This window comes from Streptomyces sp. JLYT201 (assembly GCF_059448825.1).
This window is the reverse complement of sequence record NZ_CM182551.1, coordinates 5,063,832-5,081,367: the sequence shown is the minus strand read 5'-3', so window position 1 is coordinate 5,081,367 and position 17,536 is coordinate 5,063,832. Positions and strand designations below refer to the sequence as shown.

The following is a 17,536-nucleotide window of genomic DNA, read 5'->3' as shown; positions in this document are numbered from 1 at the left end:
GGGGAGCGTTGGACGGACGCAGGGAGGAAGCCCGCGCCTCGGCGCAGGGCGCGCCTCAGGTGGAGTCGGCGGGCACGCCCTGGGTGGAGGCGCCGCCGGGCGCGCCCCGGGTGGAGTACCGCATAGAGGACCTCGCCCACCACAGCGGAGCCACGGTCCGCACCATCCGGGCCTATCAGGACCGCGGCCTCCTCCCGCGGCCCGAGCGGCGCGGCCGGTCCAATGTGTACGGCGATGCCCATCTGGCGCGGCTGCGGCAGATCGCCGACCTGCTCGACCGGGGCTACACCCTGGCCTCCATCAAGGAGTTGCTCGAAGCCTGGGACGCGGGCCGGGGCCTCGGCGGTGTCCTCGGCCTGGTCGCCGAGGTCGACGGGCCGTGGACGGACGAGAAGGCCGACCGGATCACCCGGGCGGAGCTGGAGGCGGCGTTCGGCGGTACCCCGGACCACGCCGCGGTCGCGGACGCCGTGGCGCTCGGCGTGCTGGAGCCGCTGCCGGACACGGACGACGAGTTCCTGGTGCCGAGCCCTCAAGAGCTGGCGGTGGCGGCTGAGTTGCATGCCGCGGGTGTTCCGCTGTCGGCGATCTCCGGGCATTTGCGGGAGTTGCGAGGGCAGGTCGAGCACATAGCTGCGCGTTTCCTGGAGTTCACCAATGAACACGTCTTCGCGCGGTATCTCGGAAACCATCCACCGAGCGAGGCGGATGCGGCGGAGGCGGCCTCCCTCATCCGTAGGCTGAGGCCGCTCGCGCAGAAGTCGGTCGACGCGGAACTGGCCCGCGCCATGCGCTTGTTCGCCACCCGGAACCTCCGCCGTCACCTCGCCGCCGAGGAGCCTTTGCGACAGCGTGCCGAGCTGCAGTACGTGGCGCTGCCCGCCAGCACAATGGACGCGGTCCAGGCACTGGTTGGGCAGGAGAACGTGGCGGCGTTCATCACGGCGGCCGCCGAACGCGAGCTGCAGGGCAGGACATTGGATGCACTTGCGGCAAGTGGTAACGATTCCGGCATAGTTGATCAAAAGCCGCCTTCTGCCTGAGAGTTGTCCACAGAATTCCCAAGTAGCCTGTGGATAACTGCACTTGTCTGTGGATCAAACATGGAAAGCCGAATTCCACGATGAAAAGTCGATGGCAGAAAACCGAGTGCGCGGGGAACGGCGGACCGCGACGCTGAAGAGATGAAAGAACGACAAGCCCCGGAAGGCCGACCTCCGGACGACCGCGGCGCGGCAGGGGCGCCCCCGGGCGACCGGAGCAGCGTGAAAGTACCGCCGGACGGCCCACACACCACGAAAGCACCGCCCGATGGCCCTCGCACCGCAGAGGCCCCTCCCGACGGCCCCCGCGCCGTAAAGGTGTCGAAATACCTGTCGAAGCACCTGCGCCATCAGCCCGAGCGCATCGGGATCACGCTCGACGACGGGGGCTGGGTGGACATCGGCACGTTGATCGCGGCCGCCGCGGCCCATGGGTTCCGCTTCACCCGGGCCGAGCTCGACCACGTGGTGGCCGCCAGCGACAAGCAGCGGTTCGCGGTCGAGGGCGAACGGATCCGCGCCAACCAGGGCCACTCCGTCGCCGTGGACCTCCAGCTGCCCCCGGCCGCCCCGCCCGCGTACCTCTTCCACGGCACCGTGGCCCGCCACCTCCCCGCGATCCGCGCCGAAGGCCTCCGTCCGATGACCCGGCACGCGGTGCACCTCTCGGCCGACCGCGGGACGGCGACGCGCGTGGGCGCGCGGCGCGGCCGGCCCGTCGTCCTGACCGTCGACTCCGGCGCGATGCACCGCGACGGCCACGTCTTCGGCGTCAGCGCCAACGGCGTCTGGCTCACCGCCGCCGTGCCCGCCCGCTATCTGCGCTTTCCGGCACCTGACTGACCCGGCAATATCGATCGGCATGGAGCATCTGCACAGCACCGAGGCCGCCGTGAGGGCACTGCGGGAGATAGCCCGCGAGTACGACCTGGAGTTCGAGGTCGACCACGACATAGGCGCCGACCGGACCTCCCGCCGCACCGCCGCCGGCGTCGCCGTGACGACCGACGCGGACGGCTCGCTGCCGCACGAGGCGTTCGTGGAGTTCGGCGGCTCCCCACGGGTGTCCGTGCGGCTCTACCCGGACGACGACGCCCTGATCGACGTCGACGGCGTCGAGTGCCACGACGTGCCGCGCGACCACGTGCCGCCCTTCCTGCGGTCCGTCTTCGGCGGCCTCGCGTACGTCAAGGGGCGGCGCTTCCCGCCCGGCTACTGGCTGGTCGTACCGCTGCCCGGGGACACGGCGTACAAGGAACTGATCCCCATGATCTCGCTCACTCCCTGGCTCAGCGGAAAGGTCCGCTGAAGTCCCAGGCATGGGGCGAAGTGCCTGGCAGTGGCCGTGGCCGGGCCTGCGCAGGCGTCCGGCAGGCGGGGCGGGGCCCGTGGGGGGCCGCCGTAGGCTCGATCACATGAGTCTGCGTCTGAGCACCGTGATCCTGCCCGTGACCCGCTGGCACGAGGGCGGCAGGGAGCGCTGGCGGCGCGCCGAGGAGCTGGGCTTCCACACCGCGTACACCTACGACCACCTGTCCTGGCGGACCTTCCGCGACGGCCCGTGGTTCGGCGCGGTGCCCACGCTGACCGCCGCCGCGGCCGCCACCGAGCGCATCCGCCTGGGCACGCTCGTGACCTCGCCCAACTTCCGGCACCCGGTCACGCTCGCCAAGGAACTGATCACGCTGGACGACGTGTCGAACGGACGGATCACCCTCGGCATCGGCGCGGGCGGCAACGGCTTCGACGCCACCGCGCTGCGCCGCGCCGACGAGGAGCCCTGGACACCCCGTGAACGGGCGGACCACTTCGGAGAGTTCCTGCCGCTGCTCGACCGGCTGCTCACCGAGGACGCCGTGACCTACGAGGGCGAGCACTACGCGGCGCACGAGGCGCGCAACATCCCGGGCTGCGTGCAGCGCCCCCGGCTGCCGTTCGCGGTGGCCGCGACGGGGCCGCGCGGCCTGAAGCTCGCCGCCCGGTACGGCCAGGCGTGGGTGACCACCGGCGACCCGAAGATCTTCGCCACCGGCACCCCCGAGGAGTCCCTGGAGGCCATCCGCGGCCAGGTCGACCGCCTCGGCGCCGCCTGCGAGCAGACCGGCCGCGACCCCGGCGAGCTGGACAAGATCCTGCTCACCGGCTTCACGCCGGACCGGCCGCTGGAGTCCTTCGACGCCTTCGTGGAGTTCGCGGGCAAGCACGCCGCGCTCGGCTTCGACGAGATCGTGCTGCACTGGCCGCTGCCCGGCACGGACTTCGCCGCGGACCAGAAGGTCTTCGAGCGCATCGCGACGGAGGCGCTGGCGCAGCTGTAGCCGTCGGCGGCGGGGGCGGCCCGGGGGCTCGTCCGCCGTAGCCCGAGGTACGGACGGGGCGTGCGGGGGCGCGTTGTACTCACATGTGCGCCCCGCCACACACCCGTGCGCGCATATGCGGGACAATCGGCTACGTGACCTCAGCTACCGCCCGGCCCCGGACCCCGGCCCCCTCCGTCCCGCCCCGGCTGATCGCCACGGACCTGGACGGCACGCTGCTGCGCGACGACAAGTCCGTGTCCGAGCGCACGGTCGCCGCGCTCGCCGCCGCCGAGACCGCGGGGATCGAGGTCTTCTTCGTGACCGGGCGCCCCGCGCGCTGGATGAACGTGGTCGCCGACCACGTGCACGGTCACGGCCTCGCGATCTGCGCCAACGGCGCGGCGGTCGTCGATCTGCACGGCGGCCCCGGCGCGCACCGCTTCACCAAGGTGCGGGGTCTGAGCGCGCAGAACGCCCTGGAGGTCGTCGAGCTGCTCCGCGCCGCCGCCCCGGGCACGTCCTTCGCCGTCGACCGGACCGGCGGGGTGCACCACGAGCCGCAGTACCCGCCGCTGCGCATGGACCCCGCGGGCAGCGTGGCACCCGCCGAGAAGCTCCTCGTGGCGGACGCCGCCTGCGCGGACGAGCCCATCCTCAAGCTGCTCGCCCACCACCCCGAGATGACGCCGGACGACTTCCTGGCCCTCGCGCGCGAGGCCGCGGGCGAGCGCGCGGAGATCACCCGCTCCAGCCCGACCGCCCTCCTGGAGATCAGCGCCCCCGGCGTCACCAAGGCGGGCACCCTCGCGCTGTGCTGCGCCGAGCGCGGCATCTCCCCCGACGAGGTCGTCGCCTTCGGAGACATGCCGAACGACGTGGAGATGCTCTCCTGGGCCGGAGTGTCGTACGCGATGGGCAACGCCCACCCCGACGTGATCGCCGCGGCGTCGGGCCGTACGGTCGCCAACAACGAGGACGGCGTGGCCGTCGTCATCGAACGCATCCTGGCGGACCGCCTCTCCGTAGAGGCCGGTTGACCGGGCCGGTGCACCAAGAGGGGCCGACCCCCTTACAGGGACGATTTACAGGGACGATCCACCTCTACGGACGGTCAACGCAGGGCAACGATCAACCCGTAGAGGCCGATTTCAGGCTCACCCCGCGCTCGGCCAGCCACTTCACCGGGTCCACTCCCGAGCCCAGGTCCGGTGTGAGGCGGGCCTCGAAGTGCAGGTGCGGACCGGTCGAATTGCCGGTCGTGCCCGCCTGCCCGACCCACTGCCCGGCGCGGACCGCTTCCCCCTGGTCGACGGTCACGGCCGCCAGGTGCGCGTACTGCGTGTAGTAGCCGTCCGGGTGGCGCACCACGACCTCGATGCCGAAGCCCCCGCCGCAGGCGACCCGCACCACCCGTCCCGCGCCCACCGCCCGCACCGGGGCGCCGATGTCGACGGCGAAGTCCTGCCCCGTGTGCCGCCGCGCCCACCGCTCGCCCGCGCTGTCGAAGCCCGCGGACAGCTCGTACGTCTCCACCGGCGTCACCCACGCGCGCGTGCCGGCCGCCTCCGGCTGCTCCAGGCGGACGGCGCCCCGGCACTGACCGGCCGCGACGGACGCGTCGGCCTCTCCCTGGAGGGTCCAGCGCGCCGACTCCAGCTTCGTCTCGATGTCCCGCTTGAGGCGTGCGAGGCGTGCCGTGCGCCGGTCGAGGACACCGCGCGCCCGCTCCGCCGACCGCCTGGCGGTCGTGAGCCGGGCGGCGGCCCGCTGGGTCTTGGCGACGGCGTTGGTGACGGCGAGGTCCGCCTGGCCCAGGGCGCGCCTGCCGCGCAGCAGTTCGTCGGGGCTGTCCGCGAGCAGCAGCCGCGCGGTGAGCGGCAAGCCGCCGCCGGTGCGGTACTGGGCGCTGGCCATCCGGCCGAGGTCCTCGTGCAGGACGGCGACCTGGTAGCGCTCCTCGGCGAGCAGCCGGTCGAGCTTCTTGACGCGGCCGCGCTGTACCTCGGCGGCGCGCCGCTCCCCCTCGTAGCGCTCGGTGGCCTTCGCCGCGTCCTCGTAGAGGCGGGCCACCTCGGCGCTGGTGCCCGACCCGTCGTGGCCGTCCATGGCGGCGGGCCCGTCGGCCCCGTCGGCAGCCGCGGGCGGCGGCGTGCCCAGGGCGAGGAACGCGCACAGCAGCACCGGCACGGCGACCAGGCGCCGCGGACGGCGGGTACGGAGACGGCTCGGACGGGTACGGAGACGGCTCGGGCGGCTCGGGCGGGCACACATGACTCGGATCGTTGCCCCCACGCGCGCGTGCCGCCCGGCGGACTCGTGCGCGCGGGGGGCCGGGTGACCCGTACGGCGCACCCTCGTACCGCCGATCAGCGGCCGCACGTACGCGCCTGAGCGCCGTACGGCCGTCGGGCTTACGCGCCGAGCGTCGGACACCGGGGGAGGCGTGCGTGCCTGAGTGCCGATCAGCGGCCGGGCGCGGGCCGGGCTTCAGTGCGGCGCCTGCCACACCACCGTCGTGCCGCCACCGTCCTCGCCGATGCCCGGCCCGTACCAGCTGGAGCCGCCCAGGGACTCGGCCCGCCGCTTGAGGTTCTTCAGGCCGCTGCGGCGACCGCCCTCGGTGATGCCCACGCCGTCGTCGGCGACTGTCAGGCGCACGCCCTGGCGGCCGTCGGGCAGCACGTGGGTGGCGTCGACGACGACGTCGATGCGGTCGGCGCCCGCGTGCCGGAACGCGTTCGACAGGGCCTCGCGCAGGGCCGCGATGAGGTTCTTGCCGGTGAGCTCGCCGACGACCGTGTCGACGGGCCCCAGGAAGCGGTGCGAGGGCTTGAAACCGAGCGGTACGGCCGCCATGTTGATCTCGCGCAGGACCCGGGTCCGCAGCCCCGAAGGCGCCTCGGCGGGCCCCTGCTGGAGCGCGAAGATCGCGGTGCGGATCTCCTGGATGGTCACGTCCAGCTCGTCGACGGCCTTGCCGACGCCCCTGACCACCTCGGGCACCACGGACCTGCGCTGGGCGCTCTCCAGCATCATCCCGGTGGCGAAGAGCCGCTGGATGACCAGGTCGTGCAGGTCGCGGGCGATGCGGTCGCGGTCCTCGTACACCGCGAGCCGCTCCCGGTCGCGCTGCGCCTCGGCCATCATCAGGGCGAGCGCGGCCTGCGAGGCGAACTGGGTGGCGAGCGTCCGCTCCACCTCGGTGAACGGCCGTCCCCCACGCGCGCGTGGGGTGACGAGGGTCCCCAGGACCCGGCCGTCGCTCTGGAGGGGCAGCATCATCACGGGTCCGTATCCGCGCGCGAGGTCCGTCATGATGCGCGGATCGGTGGCCGCGTCGTCGATGAACACCGCCTGCCCGTCGAGGAGGTCGGCGATGATGCGGCTCTCCGGGGGGACGGTGACGCCGAGCACCCCGTTGGGCTCGTCCGAGGAGACGGCGACGATCTCCATGCCACCCTCGTCGTCCGGGAGCAGCACGATCCCCGCCGCCGAGTCCGCGAGGTGCCGGGCCTGCTCCGCGACGACCGCGAGGGCGTCCTCCGCGTCGGAGCCCGAGAGCAGTGCCGTGGTGACCGCCACGGAGCCGTCGATCCACCGCTCGCGCTGCTTGGCGGCCTCGTACAGGCGGGCGTTGCCGATCGCGATGCCCGCCTCCGTGGCGAGCACCCGCACCATGTGCATGTCGTAGTCGTTGAACTCGGCGGCCTCCCCGGCGGCCTCGGAGGTGCGCTTCTCCGTGAGGTACAGGTTCCCGAAGATCTCGCCCTGGACGCGGATCGGCACCCCCAGGAAGGTGCGCATCGGCGGGTGGTGGGCGGGGAAGCCGCAGGAGCGCGGGTCGGTGGAGAGGTCGGCGAGGCACAGCGTCTCGGGCTGGTGGATGAGCGCGCCGAGCAGCCCGCGGTGGCCGTCGGGCAGGTGGCCGATGCGCTCGGCGGTGGCCTCGTCGATGCCGAAGGAGACGAAGTCCGCGAGCCCCTCGCCGTCCTCGGCCACGACGCCGATCGCGGCGTAGCGGGCGTTCGTCAGCTTGGCCGCGGTCTCACAGATGCGGTTCAGGGTCGTGTGCAGCTCCAGCCCAGCGCCGACGGACCGCATCGCCTCCAGGAGCTGCGGTACGCGCGCGGTGAGCTCCGTGGAGAGCCCCTGAAGACTGTGACTGGCCCGCGCGGCGGCTTCGGCCGGGTCGGCCGGGTCGATGGGGGCGGGTGGGTCGGTGGGGCTGGTGGGGCCAGTCGGACCGGTGGGGCTGGTGGGGCCGGGTGGAGCCGCGGAGCCGGACGGATCAGCGGAGCCGGGTGGTCCCGACGCCTCCGGTGGGCCCGAGACCCCCGGCGGGCCCGGCGCTCCGGGCGGGCCGAGGGCACCCGACGCGTCGGCAGCGTCCCCGGACGGCCCCGTCCCGCCCCCGGCCGCGTCTGCCGGGGCCGACGCGCCTTCGGAAGGCGGCGGCGCGGCGGAGGCCGGGGGGACGGACATGCCTTGAGCGTAGTTAGTCCGTTTTGCCGTGGCACGCCGAGGCGACGGTGCCGTCGGCCGCCGCGCCGCTCGCGATCCCGCCACCGCCCCCGGCCCAGGCCCCGGCCCGGAACCCGACCCAGCACCAGGCCCAGCCCCCGGGCCCAGTCCTGGCCCGCGCCCCAGGCTCGGCCTCACCCTCCGGCCCGGCCCCGGCCCCATGGCGTCAGCCGACCGCGTGCGTCAGCAGGTCCGCCGCCGCCTCGCGCTCCCGCATCCGCCGCAGCGGCCCCTCGACGGCCACCAGCTCCTCGTACGCGCCGCGCTGCACGACGTGACCGGCCTCCAGCACGATCACCTCGTCAACTTTGTCCAGTCCGGCGAGACGGTGCGTGATGAGCAGCGTCGTCCGCCCCTCGGTGGCCGCGAGCAGATCGGCGGTGAGGGCGTCGGCCGTCGGCAGGTCGAGGTGTTCGGCGGGCTCGTCGAGGACGAGGACGGGGAAGTCCGCGAGGAGCGCGCGGGCCAGCGCGAGCCGCTGTCGCTGGCCTCCGGAGAGGCGGGCCCCGTGCTCGCCGACGAGCGTGTCCAGGCCGTCGGGCAGGGACCGCACCCAGCCGTCGAGCCGGGCGCGCGCCAGGGCCCCGTACAGCTCGTCGTCGCTCGCGTCCTTGCGGGCGAGCAGCAGGTTCTCGCGCACGGAGCTGTCGAAGACGTGCGCGTCCTGCGCGCAGAGGCCGACCAGGCGCCGCACGTCGTCACCGTCGAGCCGGGAGGTGTCGGTGTCACCGAGGGCGTACGTCCCCTCGTACGCGCCCAGGAAACGCAGCAGGACGTGGGCGAGCGTGGTCTTGCCCGAGCCGGAGGGGCCGACGACGGCGACGCGGCGGCCGCGTTCGAGGGCCAGGGACACGCCCGCGAGCGCGTCCCGCTCCTGCCCCTCGTAGCGGACCCGCAGACCGTCGAGGCGCAGCGGGAAGGGCGAGCGCGGCGCCCGGGGCCCCTCGGTCCCGGGAGCGGCCGAGGGCGCCGGGCAGGGGTCCGGCAGCGGGTCGGGCGCGTCCAGGACCTCGTGGACCCGCTCGGCGCTCTTCTTGACGCGCTGGCGGTACTGCACGGCCAGCGGCAGCCCCATCACGGCCTCGAAGGCGGCGAGCGGCGTCAGGACGACCACGGCGAGCGCGACGCCGCTGAGCCGTCCGTCGTGCAGGCCCTGGACGCCGACGACCGCCGCGGCGGCCACGGTGAGGCCCGTCGCGAGCGCGCCGAGCCCGTCGCCGAGCGCGGTGGCGCTCGCGGTCCGGGACGCGATCCGGGTCAGCTCGGCGTCGGCGTCCTGGACGTGCGCGGTACGGCGCCGCAGCGCGCCCGCGACCGTCAACTCGGCCGTCCCCGTGAGCAGATCGGCCACGCGGGTGGCGAGCACCCCGCGCGCGGGAGCCAGCTTCCGCTCCGCGCGGCGGGCCACGGCGCCGCTGACCAGCGGCACCCCGACCCCGGCGACCAGCAGGCCGACGGCGAGCACCGCGCCTGCCTCCGGCAGCAGCCAGGCGGTGAAGCCGACCGCGCCGACGCTCACGACCGCGGCGGCGCCGGCGGGCAGCAGCCAGCGCAGCCAGTAGTCCTGGAGCGCGTCCACGTCGGCGACGAGCCGGGACAGCAGATCACCGCGGCGCGTGCCGCGCAGACCCGCGGGGGCGAGGCGTTCGAGGCGCCGGAACACGGTGACCCGCATGTCGGCCAGCATCCGCAGCACCGCGTCGTGCGACACCAGGCGCTCGGCGTAGCGGAAGCAGGCCCGCCCGATGCCGAAGGCGCGGGTCGCCGTGACGGCGATCATCAGGTACATCACGGGCGGCTGCTCCGAGGCCCGCGAGATCAGCCAGCCGGAGGTGGCCATGAGGCCCACGGCGCTGCCCAGCGCGAGGCTGCCGAGCAGCAGGGCGAGGCTCAGCCGCCCCCTGCGGGGACGCGCCACGGCCCGCACGCGCGCGAGGACACCGCCCTTCGGACGGGTCTCCTCCCACGCACCTGACTCCCACGCACCCGAGTCCCGCGCCCCCGGCTCCCGCTCACCAGAACCCCGCGCACCCGGCTGTCGCACCCCCGGATCCTGCGCGCCCGAATCCCGCGCCCCTGAATCCGATTCCGACCCACCCGACTCCCCCGCGCCCGACCGCTCCCCAGGCACCGCGCTGCCCTCGTAGAGAGCGACAGCCTGGCCCCCGCCGTGGCCCACCAGGCCGGTAGACACCCCGGGCGAGCGCGACGCCCCCCGCAAGTCCGCCGTTTCCGCGGCCCCCACCCGGACCACCCGGTCCGCGACGGCCAGCAGCGCGGGCCGGTGCACGACCAGCACCACGGTCCGCCCCACGGCCAGCCGCCGGACGGCCTCGACGACCCCTGCCTCGGTCGCCCCGTCCAGGGCGGCGGTCGGCTCGTCGAGCAGCACCACGGGCCGGTCCGCGAGGAACGCCCGCGCCAGCGCGACCCGCTGCCGCTGCCCGGCGGAGAGGCCGGCCCCGTCCTCGCCGAGGGCGGTCTCCGCCCCCAGCGGCAGGGCGTCCACGAACTCCAGCGCCCCGGCCGCGCGCAGGGCCTCCCGCACGGCCCCGTCCTCCGCGTCCGGCCGCGCGAGCCGTACGTTGTCGGCGATGGACCCCGCGAAGAGATGCGGCCGCTGCGGCACCCACGCCACCTGCTCCCGCCACCGCTCCAGGGACACGTCCGCCAGGTCCGTATCGCCGACGCACACCCGCCCCGCGGAGGGCTCGACGAAACCGAGCAGTACGTTCAGCAGGGTCGACTTGCCGGAGCCGCTGGGCCCGACCAGAGCGACGGTCTCCCCGCGCCCCACGGTGAACGAGACCCCGCTGACGGCGTCCGCGGCCCGGCCCGGGTAGCGGACGGCCAGGTCCTCCACGCGCAGCGGGCCCGCGGGCGCCGGCGCGCTCCCCCCGGCCGGAACGGGCGTCTCCAGGACCTCGAAGATCTCCTCCGCCGCCGCGAGCCCCTCCGCCGCCGCGTGGTACCGCGCGCCGACCTGCCGCAGCGGCAAGTAGGCCTCGGGCGCGAGGATCAGGATGACCAGGCCGTCGTACAGCGCCATGTCGCCGTGCACGAGCCGCATGCCGATGGTGACCGCCACCAGGGCCACGGAGATGGTGGCGAGCAGTTCCAGGGCGAACGACGACAGGAACGCGATGCGCAGCGTCCGCATGGTCGCCCGCCGGTACTCCCCGGTGATCTTGCGGATCGCCTCGGCCTGCGCCTTGGCACGGCCGAACACCTTGAGGGTCGGCAGGCCCGCCACCACATCGAGGAAGTGACCCGAAAGGCGCGAGAGGAGCCGCCACTGGCGGTCCATCCGGGCCTGGGTCGCCCAGCCGATCAGGATCATGAAGACCGGGATCAGCGGCAGCGTGCCGGTGATGATCGCCGCCGATACCCAGTCCTCGGTGACGACGCGTGCGAGCACCGCCACCGGGACCACCACCGCGAGGCCCAACTGCGGCAGGTAGCGCGAGAAGTAGTCGTCGAGCGCGTCCACGCCCCGGGTGGCCAGGTTGATCAGTGAGCCCGTCCGCTGCCCCGTCAGCCACCCGGGCCCCAGTGCTCCGGCCCGCTCGACCAAGCGCCTGCGCAGCTCCGACTTGACCGCCGCGCTGGCCCGGTGCGCGGCGAGTTCGGTCAGCCAGGCCACGATCCCCCGGCCCACGGCGACCGCCGTGAGCAGCAGGATCGGGGTGCGCAACTCGCCGACCGAGAGCCCGCGCTGGAAGGAGCCCACCACGATCTCGGCGATGAGCATCGCCTGGGCCACGACGAGCCCCGCCCCGGCGAGGCCGAGAACCACCACCGCGGCCAGGAAGAAGCGCGTGGCACGGGCATACCGGAGCAGGCGCGGGTCGATTGGTTTCACGTGAAACACACCCTCCCAAGGACCGGGGAAGCAGGGCCAGTTGCCGCGGCGGACGCGGTCGTGGACTAGTGGGCGCCGCCGACCGGAAGGTCGGGAGCGATGTGCTGGGTACCGATGCGCTTGCGGAACACCCAGTACGTCCACGACTGGTAGAGCAGCACGACGGGCGTCGCGATGCCCGCGCACCAGGTCATGATCTTCAGGGTGTAGGGCGTCGACGAGGCGTTGGTGACCGTGAGGCTCCAGTCCTCGTTCAGCGACGACGGCATGACGTTCGGGAAGAGCGTCAGGAAGAGCATCGCGACGGCGGCGACGATCGTGATGCCGGACAGGGCGAATGACCAGCCTTCACGGCCGAGTTGGATCGCCCCGATGGCGGCCACGAGAGCCACGACGGCGACGATCATCGCAGCCAGGCTCTTGCCGTCGCCGTTGTCCAGCTGGGTCCAGATGAGGAAGCCGAGCGCGAGCGCCGCCGTGACGAGTCCGAGCACGACCGCGAGCTTGCGGGCCCGCATCCGGATGTCGCCCACCGTCTTGAGCGCGGTGAACACCGTGCCGTGGAAGGTGAAGAGCGTCAGCGTGACCAGGCCACCGAGGATCGAGTACGGGTTGAGCAGGTCCCAGACGTTGCCCACGTACTCCTTCTGCGCGTCGATCTTCACGCCGCGCACGATGTTGCCGAAGGCCACGCCCCACAGGAACGCCGGGAGGAGCGAGGTCCAGAAGATCGCGTGCTCCCAGTTGGTCTGCCAGCGCTCCTCGGGGCGCTTCGCCCGGTACTCGAAGGCGACACCGCGCACGATCAGGCAGAGCAGGATCAGCAGCAGCGGCAGATAGAAGCCGGAGAAGAGCGTCGCGTACCACTCGGGGAAGGCGGCGAAGGTCGCGCCGCCCGCCGAGAGCAGCCACACCTCGTTGCCGTCCCAGACCGGGCCGATGGTGTTGATGAGCACCCGCTTCTCGGTCCGGTCACGGGCGAGCAGCTTGGTGAGGACCCCGACCCCGAAGTCGAAGCCTTCGAGGAAGAAGTAGCCGATCCACAGGACGGCGATCAGGACGAACCAGACGTCGTGCAGTTCCATGTGCGCCCAGCTCCTTAGTACGAGAAGGCCATGGGCCGGTCGGCGTCGGCGTCCGTGCCGGTGCCGCCACCGGGCGGGCCGCCGATCTTGGTGGGCGGGTTGAGGTCGGCCTCGGTGAGCTCGGGCGGGCCCTTGCGCACGTACTTGAGCAGCAGCTTGACCTCGACCACGGCGAGGATCGCGTAGATCAGCGTGAAGACGATCAGCGAGGTGAGCACCTCACCCTGCGAGACACCGGGGGAGACCGCGTCCTCGGTCTTCAGGACGCCGTAGACCACCCAGGGCTGCCGGCCCGTCTCGGTGAAGATCCAGCCCCAGGCCGTGCCGATGAGCGGGAAGATCAGCGTCCACTGCGACAGGCGCCACCACCAGATGCCGAGCTTCGGCGCCAGCTCCTTGTTCTTGGTGAGCATCAGCTTCGGCATCTCGTCGTCGCCCGTCCGGTGCTCCGGGGCGAGCCAGACCTTCCGCCGGGTGAGCCAGAGTCCGGCGGTGCACAGGGCCATGGAGACCCCGCCGAAGCCGATCATCCAGCGGTAGGACCAGTAGGCGGTGGGGATGTTGGGCCGGTAGTCACCGGGGCCGAACTTCTCCTGCGCCGCCTTGTTGAGGTCGTTGATGCCGGGGATCTCCGCGCTGAAGTTGTTCTTGGCGAGGAAGGAGAGGACCCCGGGGATCTCTATGGCGACATCGTTGTGGCCCTTGGCCACGTCTCCGTAGGCGAACAGCGAGAACGGCGCGGGCTTCTCCGACTCCCACAGCGCCTCGGCGGCCGACATCTTCATCGGCTGCTGCTCGTACATGACCTTGCCGAGGGTGTCGGCACTGATCAGGGTGAGCAGGGTGCCGACGAACGCGGTGACCAGGCCGAGCCGCAGCGACATCCGCATCGTGCGGACGTGCCGCTTCTTGCGCAGGTGGAAGATGGCGATGCCGGTCATGAAGGCGCCGCCGACCAGGATGGTCGCCGCGATGACGTGGAAGAAGTTGACGAGCGTCGTCTCCTGGAACAGCACCTTGGCGAAGTCGGTGAGCTCGGCGCGCTTCTTGCCGTCGCGCTCAGTGATCTTGTAGCCCACCGGGTGCTGCATAAAGGCGTTCGCGGCGATGATGAAGTACGCCGAGAGGACCGTGCCGATCGACACCATCCAGATCGTCGCGCAGTGCAGCTTCTTCGGGAGCTTGTCCCAGCCGAAGATCCACAGGCCGATGAAGGTCGACTCGAAGAAGAAGGCGATCAGGGCCTCGAAGGCGAGCGGAGCGCCGAAGACGTCCCCGACGAACCGTGAGTAGTCGGACCAGTTCATGCCGAACTGGAACTCCTGCACGATGCCGGTGACGACACCCATCGCGATGTTGATCAGGAACAGCTTGCCCCAGAACTTGGTCGCTCTGAGGTAGTGCTCCTTGCCCGTCCGCACCCAGGCCGTCTCAAGGATCGCCGTGAGGGCGGCCAGGGAGATCGTCAGGGGGACAAAGAGGAAGTGGTAGACGGTGGTGATGCCGAACTGCCATCGCGCCAGGGTTTCCGGCGCTAGAGCCAGGTCCACGTCGACTTCTCCTTACGTGCCGTCGTCATAGCGGCAGTTTGCCCCTTATGTCATAGACAACTGCGGAGCAAGTGGGACACGCTTGTGAACGCGTTCACATTCACAAGCATTATGTCGTACGGGCTGTCGAGGCTTGAAAGGGGGGTCCCGTTACCGCAAGGAACGGGGTAGGCGACGCGGTCGCGGGTGGGGCCGTTCGGCCCCGGCGCGGCGGTCGGCAGGGGTCTCATGGCGGCTGTTCGGCCCTGGCGCGGCCCCCGCGATGCCACGTAGCCCCGAGGGGGCACCACCGCTGTGACCTGGAGAAACGCCGATTCCCGAGCGTTTGCGAGGCTCTCGGCCGCAACAAGAACGCCCCGCGCGGACGCGACGGTCCACGCGGGGCGTCAGGGCCGGACCGAGCAGATCCAGCCGGATGCCTAGAGCTCCTTGAGGAACTCCTCCGCCACCTTCAGGAAGATGTCGTTGGCCTCCACCTCACCGATCGTGACGCGGACGCCCTCGCCGGGGAACGGCCGCACGGTGACGCCGGCCTGCTCGCACACCCCGGCGAAGTCCACGGTCCGCTCACCGGTCCGCAGCCACACGAAGTTCGCCTGGGTGTCGGGCACCGTCCAGCCCTGCGTCCGCAGCCCCTCCAGGACCCGCGTGCGCTCGCCGACCAGCACGCCGACCCGGCCGAGCAGTTCGTCCTCGGCCCGCAGCGAGGCCACCGCCGCGTCCTGGGCGAGCTGGCTGACCCCGAAGGGCACCGCCGTCTTGCGCAGCGCGGCCGCCACCGGCTCGTGCGCGATCGCGAAGCCGACGCGCAGGCCCGCGAGGCCGTACGCCTTGGAGAAGGTCCGCAGGACGCAGACGTTCGGCCGGTCGCGGTAGAGCTCGATGCCGTCCGGGACCTCCGGATCCCTGACGAACTCCCGGTAGGCCTCGTCGAGCACCACCAGGATGTCGCTCGGCACCCGGTCGAGGAAGCGCTCGAGCTCGGCCTTGCGGACCGTGGTGCCGGTCGGGTTGTTGGGGTTGCAGACGAAGATCAGGCGCGTGCGCTCGGTGATGGCCGCCGCCATCGCGTCGAGGTCGTGCACCTCCCCGGAGGTCAGCGGCACCCGCACCGACGTGGCCCCGCTGATCTGCGTGATGATCGGGTACGCCTCGAAGGACCGCCAGGCGTAGATCACCTCGTCGCCCGGGCCCGACGTCGCCTGGATCAGCTGCTGGGCGACGCCGACGGAGCCGGTGCCCGTCGCGACGTGCGACACGGGCACCCCGAAGCGGTCGGCCAGCTCGCTCAACAGCCCCGTGCAGGCCATGTCCGGGTACCGGTTGAAGGCCCGCACGCTCTCCATCGCGGTCTCAAGCACGCCCGGCAGCGGCGGGTAGGGGTTCTCGTTCGAGGACAGCTTGTACGCCTGTCGGCCCTCGGCCGCGGCGGGCTTGCCCGGCTTGTAGGTGGGAATACCCTCCAACTCGGCGCGCAGCCTCGGGCTCGTCTCGCTCACCGCGGTCCTCCTCGTGATCATCCGGCCTTCAATGATTCTCACCTTATGAGGATTCGCGGCCGCTGCGAATGCCCTGGCGGCCCCAATCAGCGCGTATGCCGTCCCGGTGGCCCGCCCCACGGGCCTCCGGGGCCGCTCCGGCCCGAGCCGGGGGCGCGGCCCGGCTCACGCCCGCCGCGCGTGATCTCAGGGGGCGCCCCCGGCAGAAGCGCACGCCGGTGGCTCGCTCCGTGGCGCGCATCACCCGTGAAGGTGAGTTGAGACCTCTTCGAGACCTCGCTCATTTGGCAGGCCCCCACGCGACGACAAGGGGACGATGCTGGACGAGGCGCCCAACTCCCTTGCAATCCAAGGTCATTGAGGGAAAATCACCATGCAGAATCGTGCCTGTCAACGGGTGAATATGCGCCCGCACTACCCACCCCCATGAGCCCTACTATCGGCTCGCCATGACAGCAGCAGGGAAGCACCAGGTGAGCCGAGCGGAGACCGCCCGCCGGGGCAACCGGCAAAGCCGAGCCGGCATCAGAGACGTCGCCGCCGCAGCCGGTGTCTCCATCACAACGGTCTCCGACGCGCTCAACGGCAAAGGGCGACTGCCCGATGCCACTCGACGCCATGTCCGCGAGGTCGCCGACCGCCTCGGCTATCGCCCGTCGGCGGCCGCCCGAACACTCCGTACCGGCAAGTCGGGCCTCATCGGCCTGACCGTGACGACGTACGGGGATGAACCTTTCACCTTCACCGAGTTCGCGTACTTCGCGGAAATGGCGAGAGCCGCCACATCCGCCGCCCTCGCCCGGGGCTACGCCCTGGTCATCCTGCCCGCGACCTCGCGCCGCAGCCCCGTCGACGTCTGGTCGAACGTGGCGCTCGACGGCACCGTCGTCGTCGACCCCTCCGACCACGACCCCGTGGTCAGCGAGCTGGTCAGGCAGGGCCTGCCGGTGGTCTCCGACGGCCGCCCGGCCGGCTCCCTGCCGGTCACGGCCTGGGTCGACAACGACCACGAGGCCGCAGTCCTGGAGATCCTCGAACACCTCGCCGCGGCCGGTGCCCGCCGCATCGGCCTGCTCACCGGCACCACCACGGACACGTACACCCATCTGTCCACCACCGCCTATCTGCGCTGGTGCGAGCGCGTCGGCCAGGACCCGGTGTACGAGTCCTACCCCGCCCACGACCCGTGCGCGGGCGCCGTCGCCGCCGACCGGCTGCTCGCCCGGCCCGACCGGCCCGACGCCGTCTACGGCCTGTTCGACCCCAACGGCACCGACCTGCTCGCCGCGGCCCGCCGCTACGGCCTGCGCGTACCGGACGACCTGCTGCTCGTGTGCTGCAGCGAGTCGACCGTGTACGCCACCACCGAGCCGCCCATCACCACGCTCTCGCTGAAGCCGCGCCGCATCGGCACCGCCGTGGTCCAGCTGCTCATCGACGCCATCGAGGGCCTGGACACCGGCCGTCCCGTCGAGCAGGTGATACCGACCGAGCTGATCGTGCGCACCTCGTCCGAGCGACGCCCCCCGCGCACAACCGTCAGTCCGCCCCGCGCCCCCGGCCACGGCTGACTCCCCGCGCTCCCGGCCGCCCGACCAGGGGCCCGGGGCCATCGTCCCGGGCCCGTGGCCTGCGGGGAAACCTCGGGCCAATTCGGGAGAAAACCGTGGTGAACT

Annotated in this window: 12 protein-coding genes; 6 read left to right on the top strand and 6 right to left on the bottom strand. The window is 72.4% G+C overall.

Annotated elements, in window-relative coordinates; all coding sequences use genetic code 11:
• Positions 1 to 83: 83 nt before the first annotated feature.
• The 5 genes from AC5WAM_RS21080 (at position 84) to AC5WAM_RS21060 (ending at position 4,380) form a co-directional block, all read left to right on the top strand.
• The gene (locus tag AC5WAM_RS21080; RefSeq protein ID WP_495523620.1) at positions 84 to 1,043 is read left to right on the top strand and encodes a MerR family transcriptional regulator; all 960 of its coding nucleotides are present in this window, start codon (positions 84 to 86) and stop codon (positions 1,041 to 1,043) included.
• 318 nt (positions 1,044 to 1,361) lie between these two features.
• Positions 1,362 to 1,886 carry an RNA 2'-phosphotransferase gene (locus tag AC5WAM_RS21075; protein ID WP_495518479.1) on the top strand — a complete coding sequence of 175 codons (525 nt, stop codon included), beginning with the start codon at positions 1,362 to 1,364 and terminating at the stop codon, positions 1,884 to 1,886.
• A gap of 19 nt (positions 1,887 to 1,905) precedes the next feature.
• Complete coding sequence (locus tag AC5WAM_RS21070) at positions 1,906 to 2,352, top strand: hypothetical protein (protein ID WP_495518478.1); 447 nt, start codon at positions 1,906 to 1,908, stop codon at positions 2,350 to 2,352.
• 106 nt (positions 2,353 to 2,458) lie between these two features.
• A complete protein-coding gene (locus AC5WAM_RS21065) occupies positions 2,459 to 3,361 on the top strand; it encodes an LLM class flavin-dependent oxidoreductase (protein WP_366790828.1) in 903 nt (300 codons plus the stop codon).
• Positions 3,362 to 3,495: 134 nt separating this feature from the next.
• A complete protein-coding gene (locus AC5WAM_RS21060) occupies positions 3,496 to 4,380 on the top strand; it encodes a Cof-type HAD-IIB family hydrolase (protein WP_366790827.1) in 885 nt (294 codons plus the stop codon).
• A gap of 91 nt (positions 4,381 to 4,471) precedes the next feature.
• Here AC5WAM_RS21060 and AC5WAM_RS21055 read toward each other — a convergent pair whose 3' ends face one another.
• The 6 genes from AC5WAM_RS21055 to hisC form a co-directional block, all read right to left on the bottom strand.
• Positions 4,472 to 5,530: a M23 family metallopeptidase gene (locus tag AC5WAM_RS21055; RefSeq protein WP_495518477.1), complete on the bottom strand. Its 1,059-nt coding sequence runs from the start codon at positions 5,528 to 5,530 to the stop codon at positions 4,472 to 4,474.
• A 300-nt stretch (positions 5,531 to 5,830) separates the two neighbouring features.
• On the bottom strand, positions 5,831 to 7,825 hold the full coding sequence (locus AC5WAM_RS21050) for a GAF domain-containing sensor histidine kinase (protein WP_495518476.1): 1,995 nt from the start codon (positions 7,823 to 7,825) through the stop codon (positions 5,831 to 5,833).
• 205 nt (positions 7,826 to 8,030) lie between these two features.
• Positions 8,031 to 11,726: a thiol reductant ABC exporter subunit CydD gene (cydD, locus tag AC5WAM_RS21045; protein ID WP_495518475.1), complete on the bottom strand. Its 3,696-nt coding sequence runs from the start codon at positions 11,724 to 11,726 to the stop codon at positions 8,031 to 8,033.
• A 65-nt stretch (positions 11,727 to 11,791) separates the two neighbouring features.
• The gene (cydB, locus tag AC5WAM_RS21040) at positions 11,792 to 12,811 is read right to left on the bottom strand and encodes a cytochrome d ubiquinol oxidase subunit II (protein ID WP_495518474.1); all 1,020 of its coding nucleotides are present in this window, start codon (positions 12,809 to 12,811) and stop codon (positions 11,792 to 11,794) included.
• A gap of 14 nt (positions 12,812 to 12,825) precedes the next feature.
• Positions 12,826 to 14,361: a cytochrome ubiquinol oxidase subunit I gene (locus AC5WAM_RS21035; protein WP_495518473.1), complete on the bottom strand. Its 1,536-nt coding sequence runs from the start codon at positions 14,359 to 14,361 to the stop codon at positions 12,826 to 12,828.
• A gap of 419 nt (positions 14,362 to 14,780) precedes the next feature.
• Complete coding sequence (gene hisC, locus AC5WAM_RS21030) at positions 14,781 to 15,860, bottom strand: histidinol-phosphate transaminase (RefSeq protein WP_495518472.1); 1,080 nt, start codon at positions 15,858 to 15,860, stop codon at positions 14,781 to 14,783.
• A gap of 449 nt (positions 15,861 to 16,309) precedes the next feature.
• Between hisC and AC5WAM_RS21025 the strand changes: the two genes are divergently transcribed.
• The gene (locus AC5WAM_RS21025; protein WP_030677002.1) at positions 16,310 to 17,431 is read left to right on the top strand and encodes a LacI family DNA-binding transcriptional regulator; all 1,122 of its coding nucleotides are present in this window, start codon (positions 16,310 to 16,312) and stop codon (positions 17,429 to 17,431) included.
• Positions 17,432 to 17,536 lie beyond the last annotated feature (105 nt).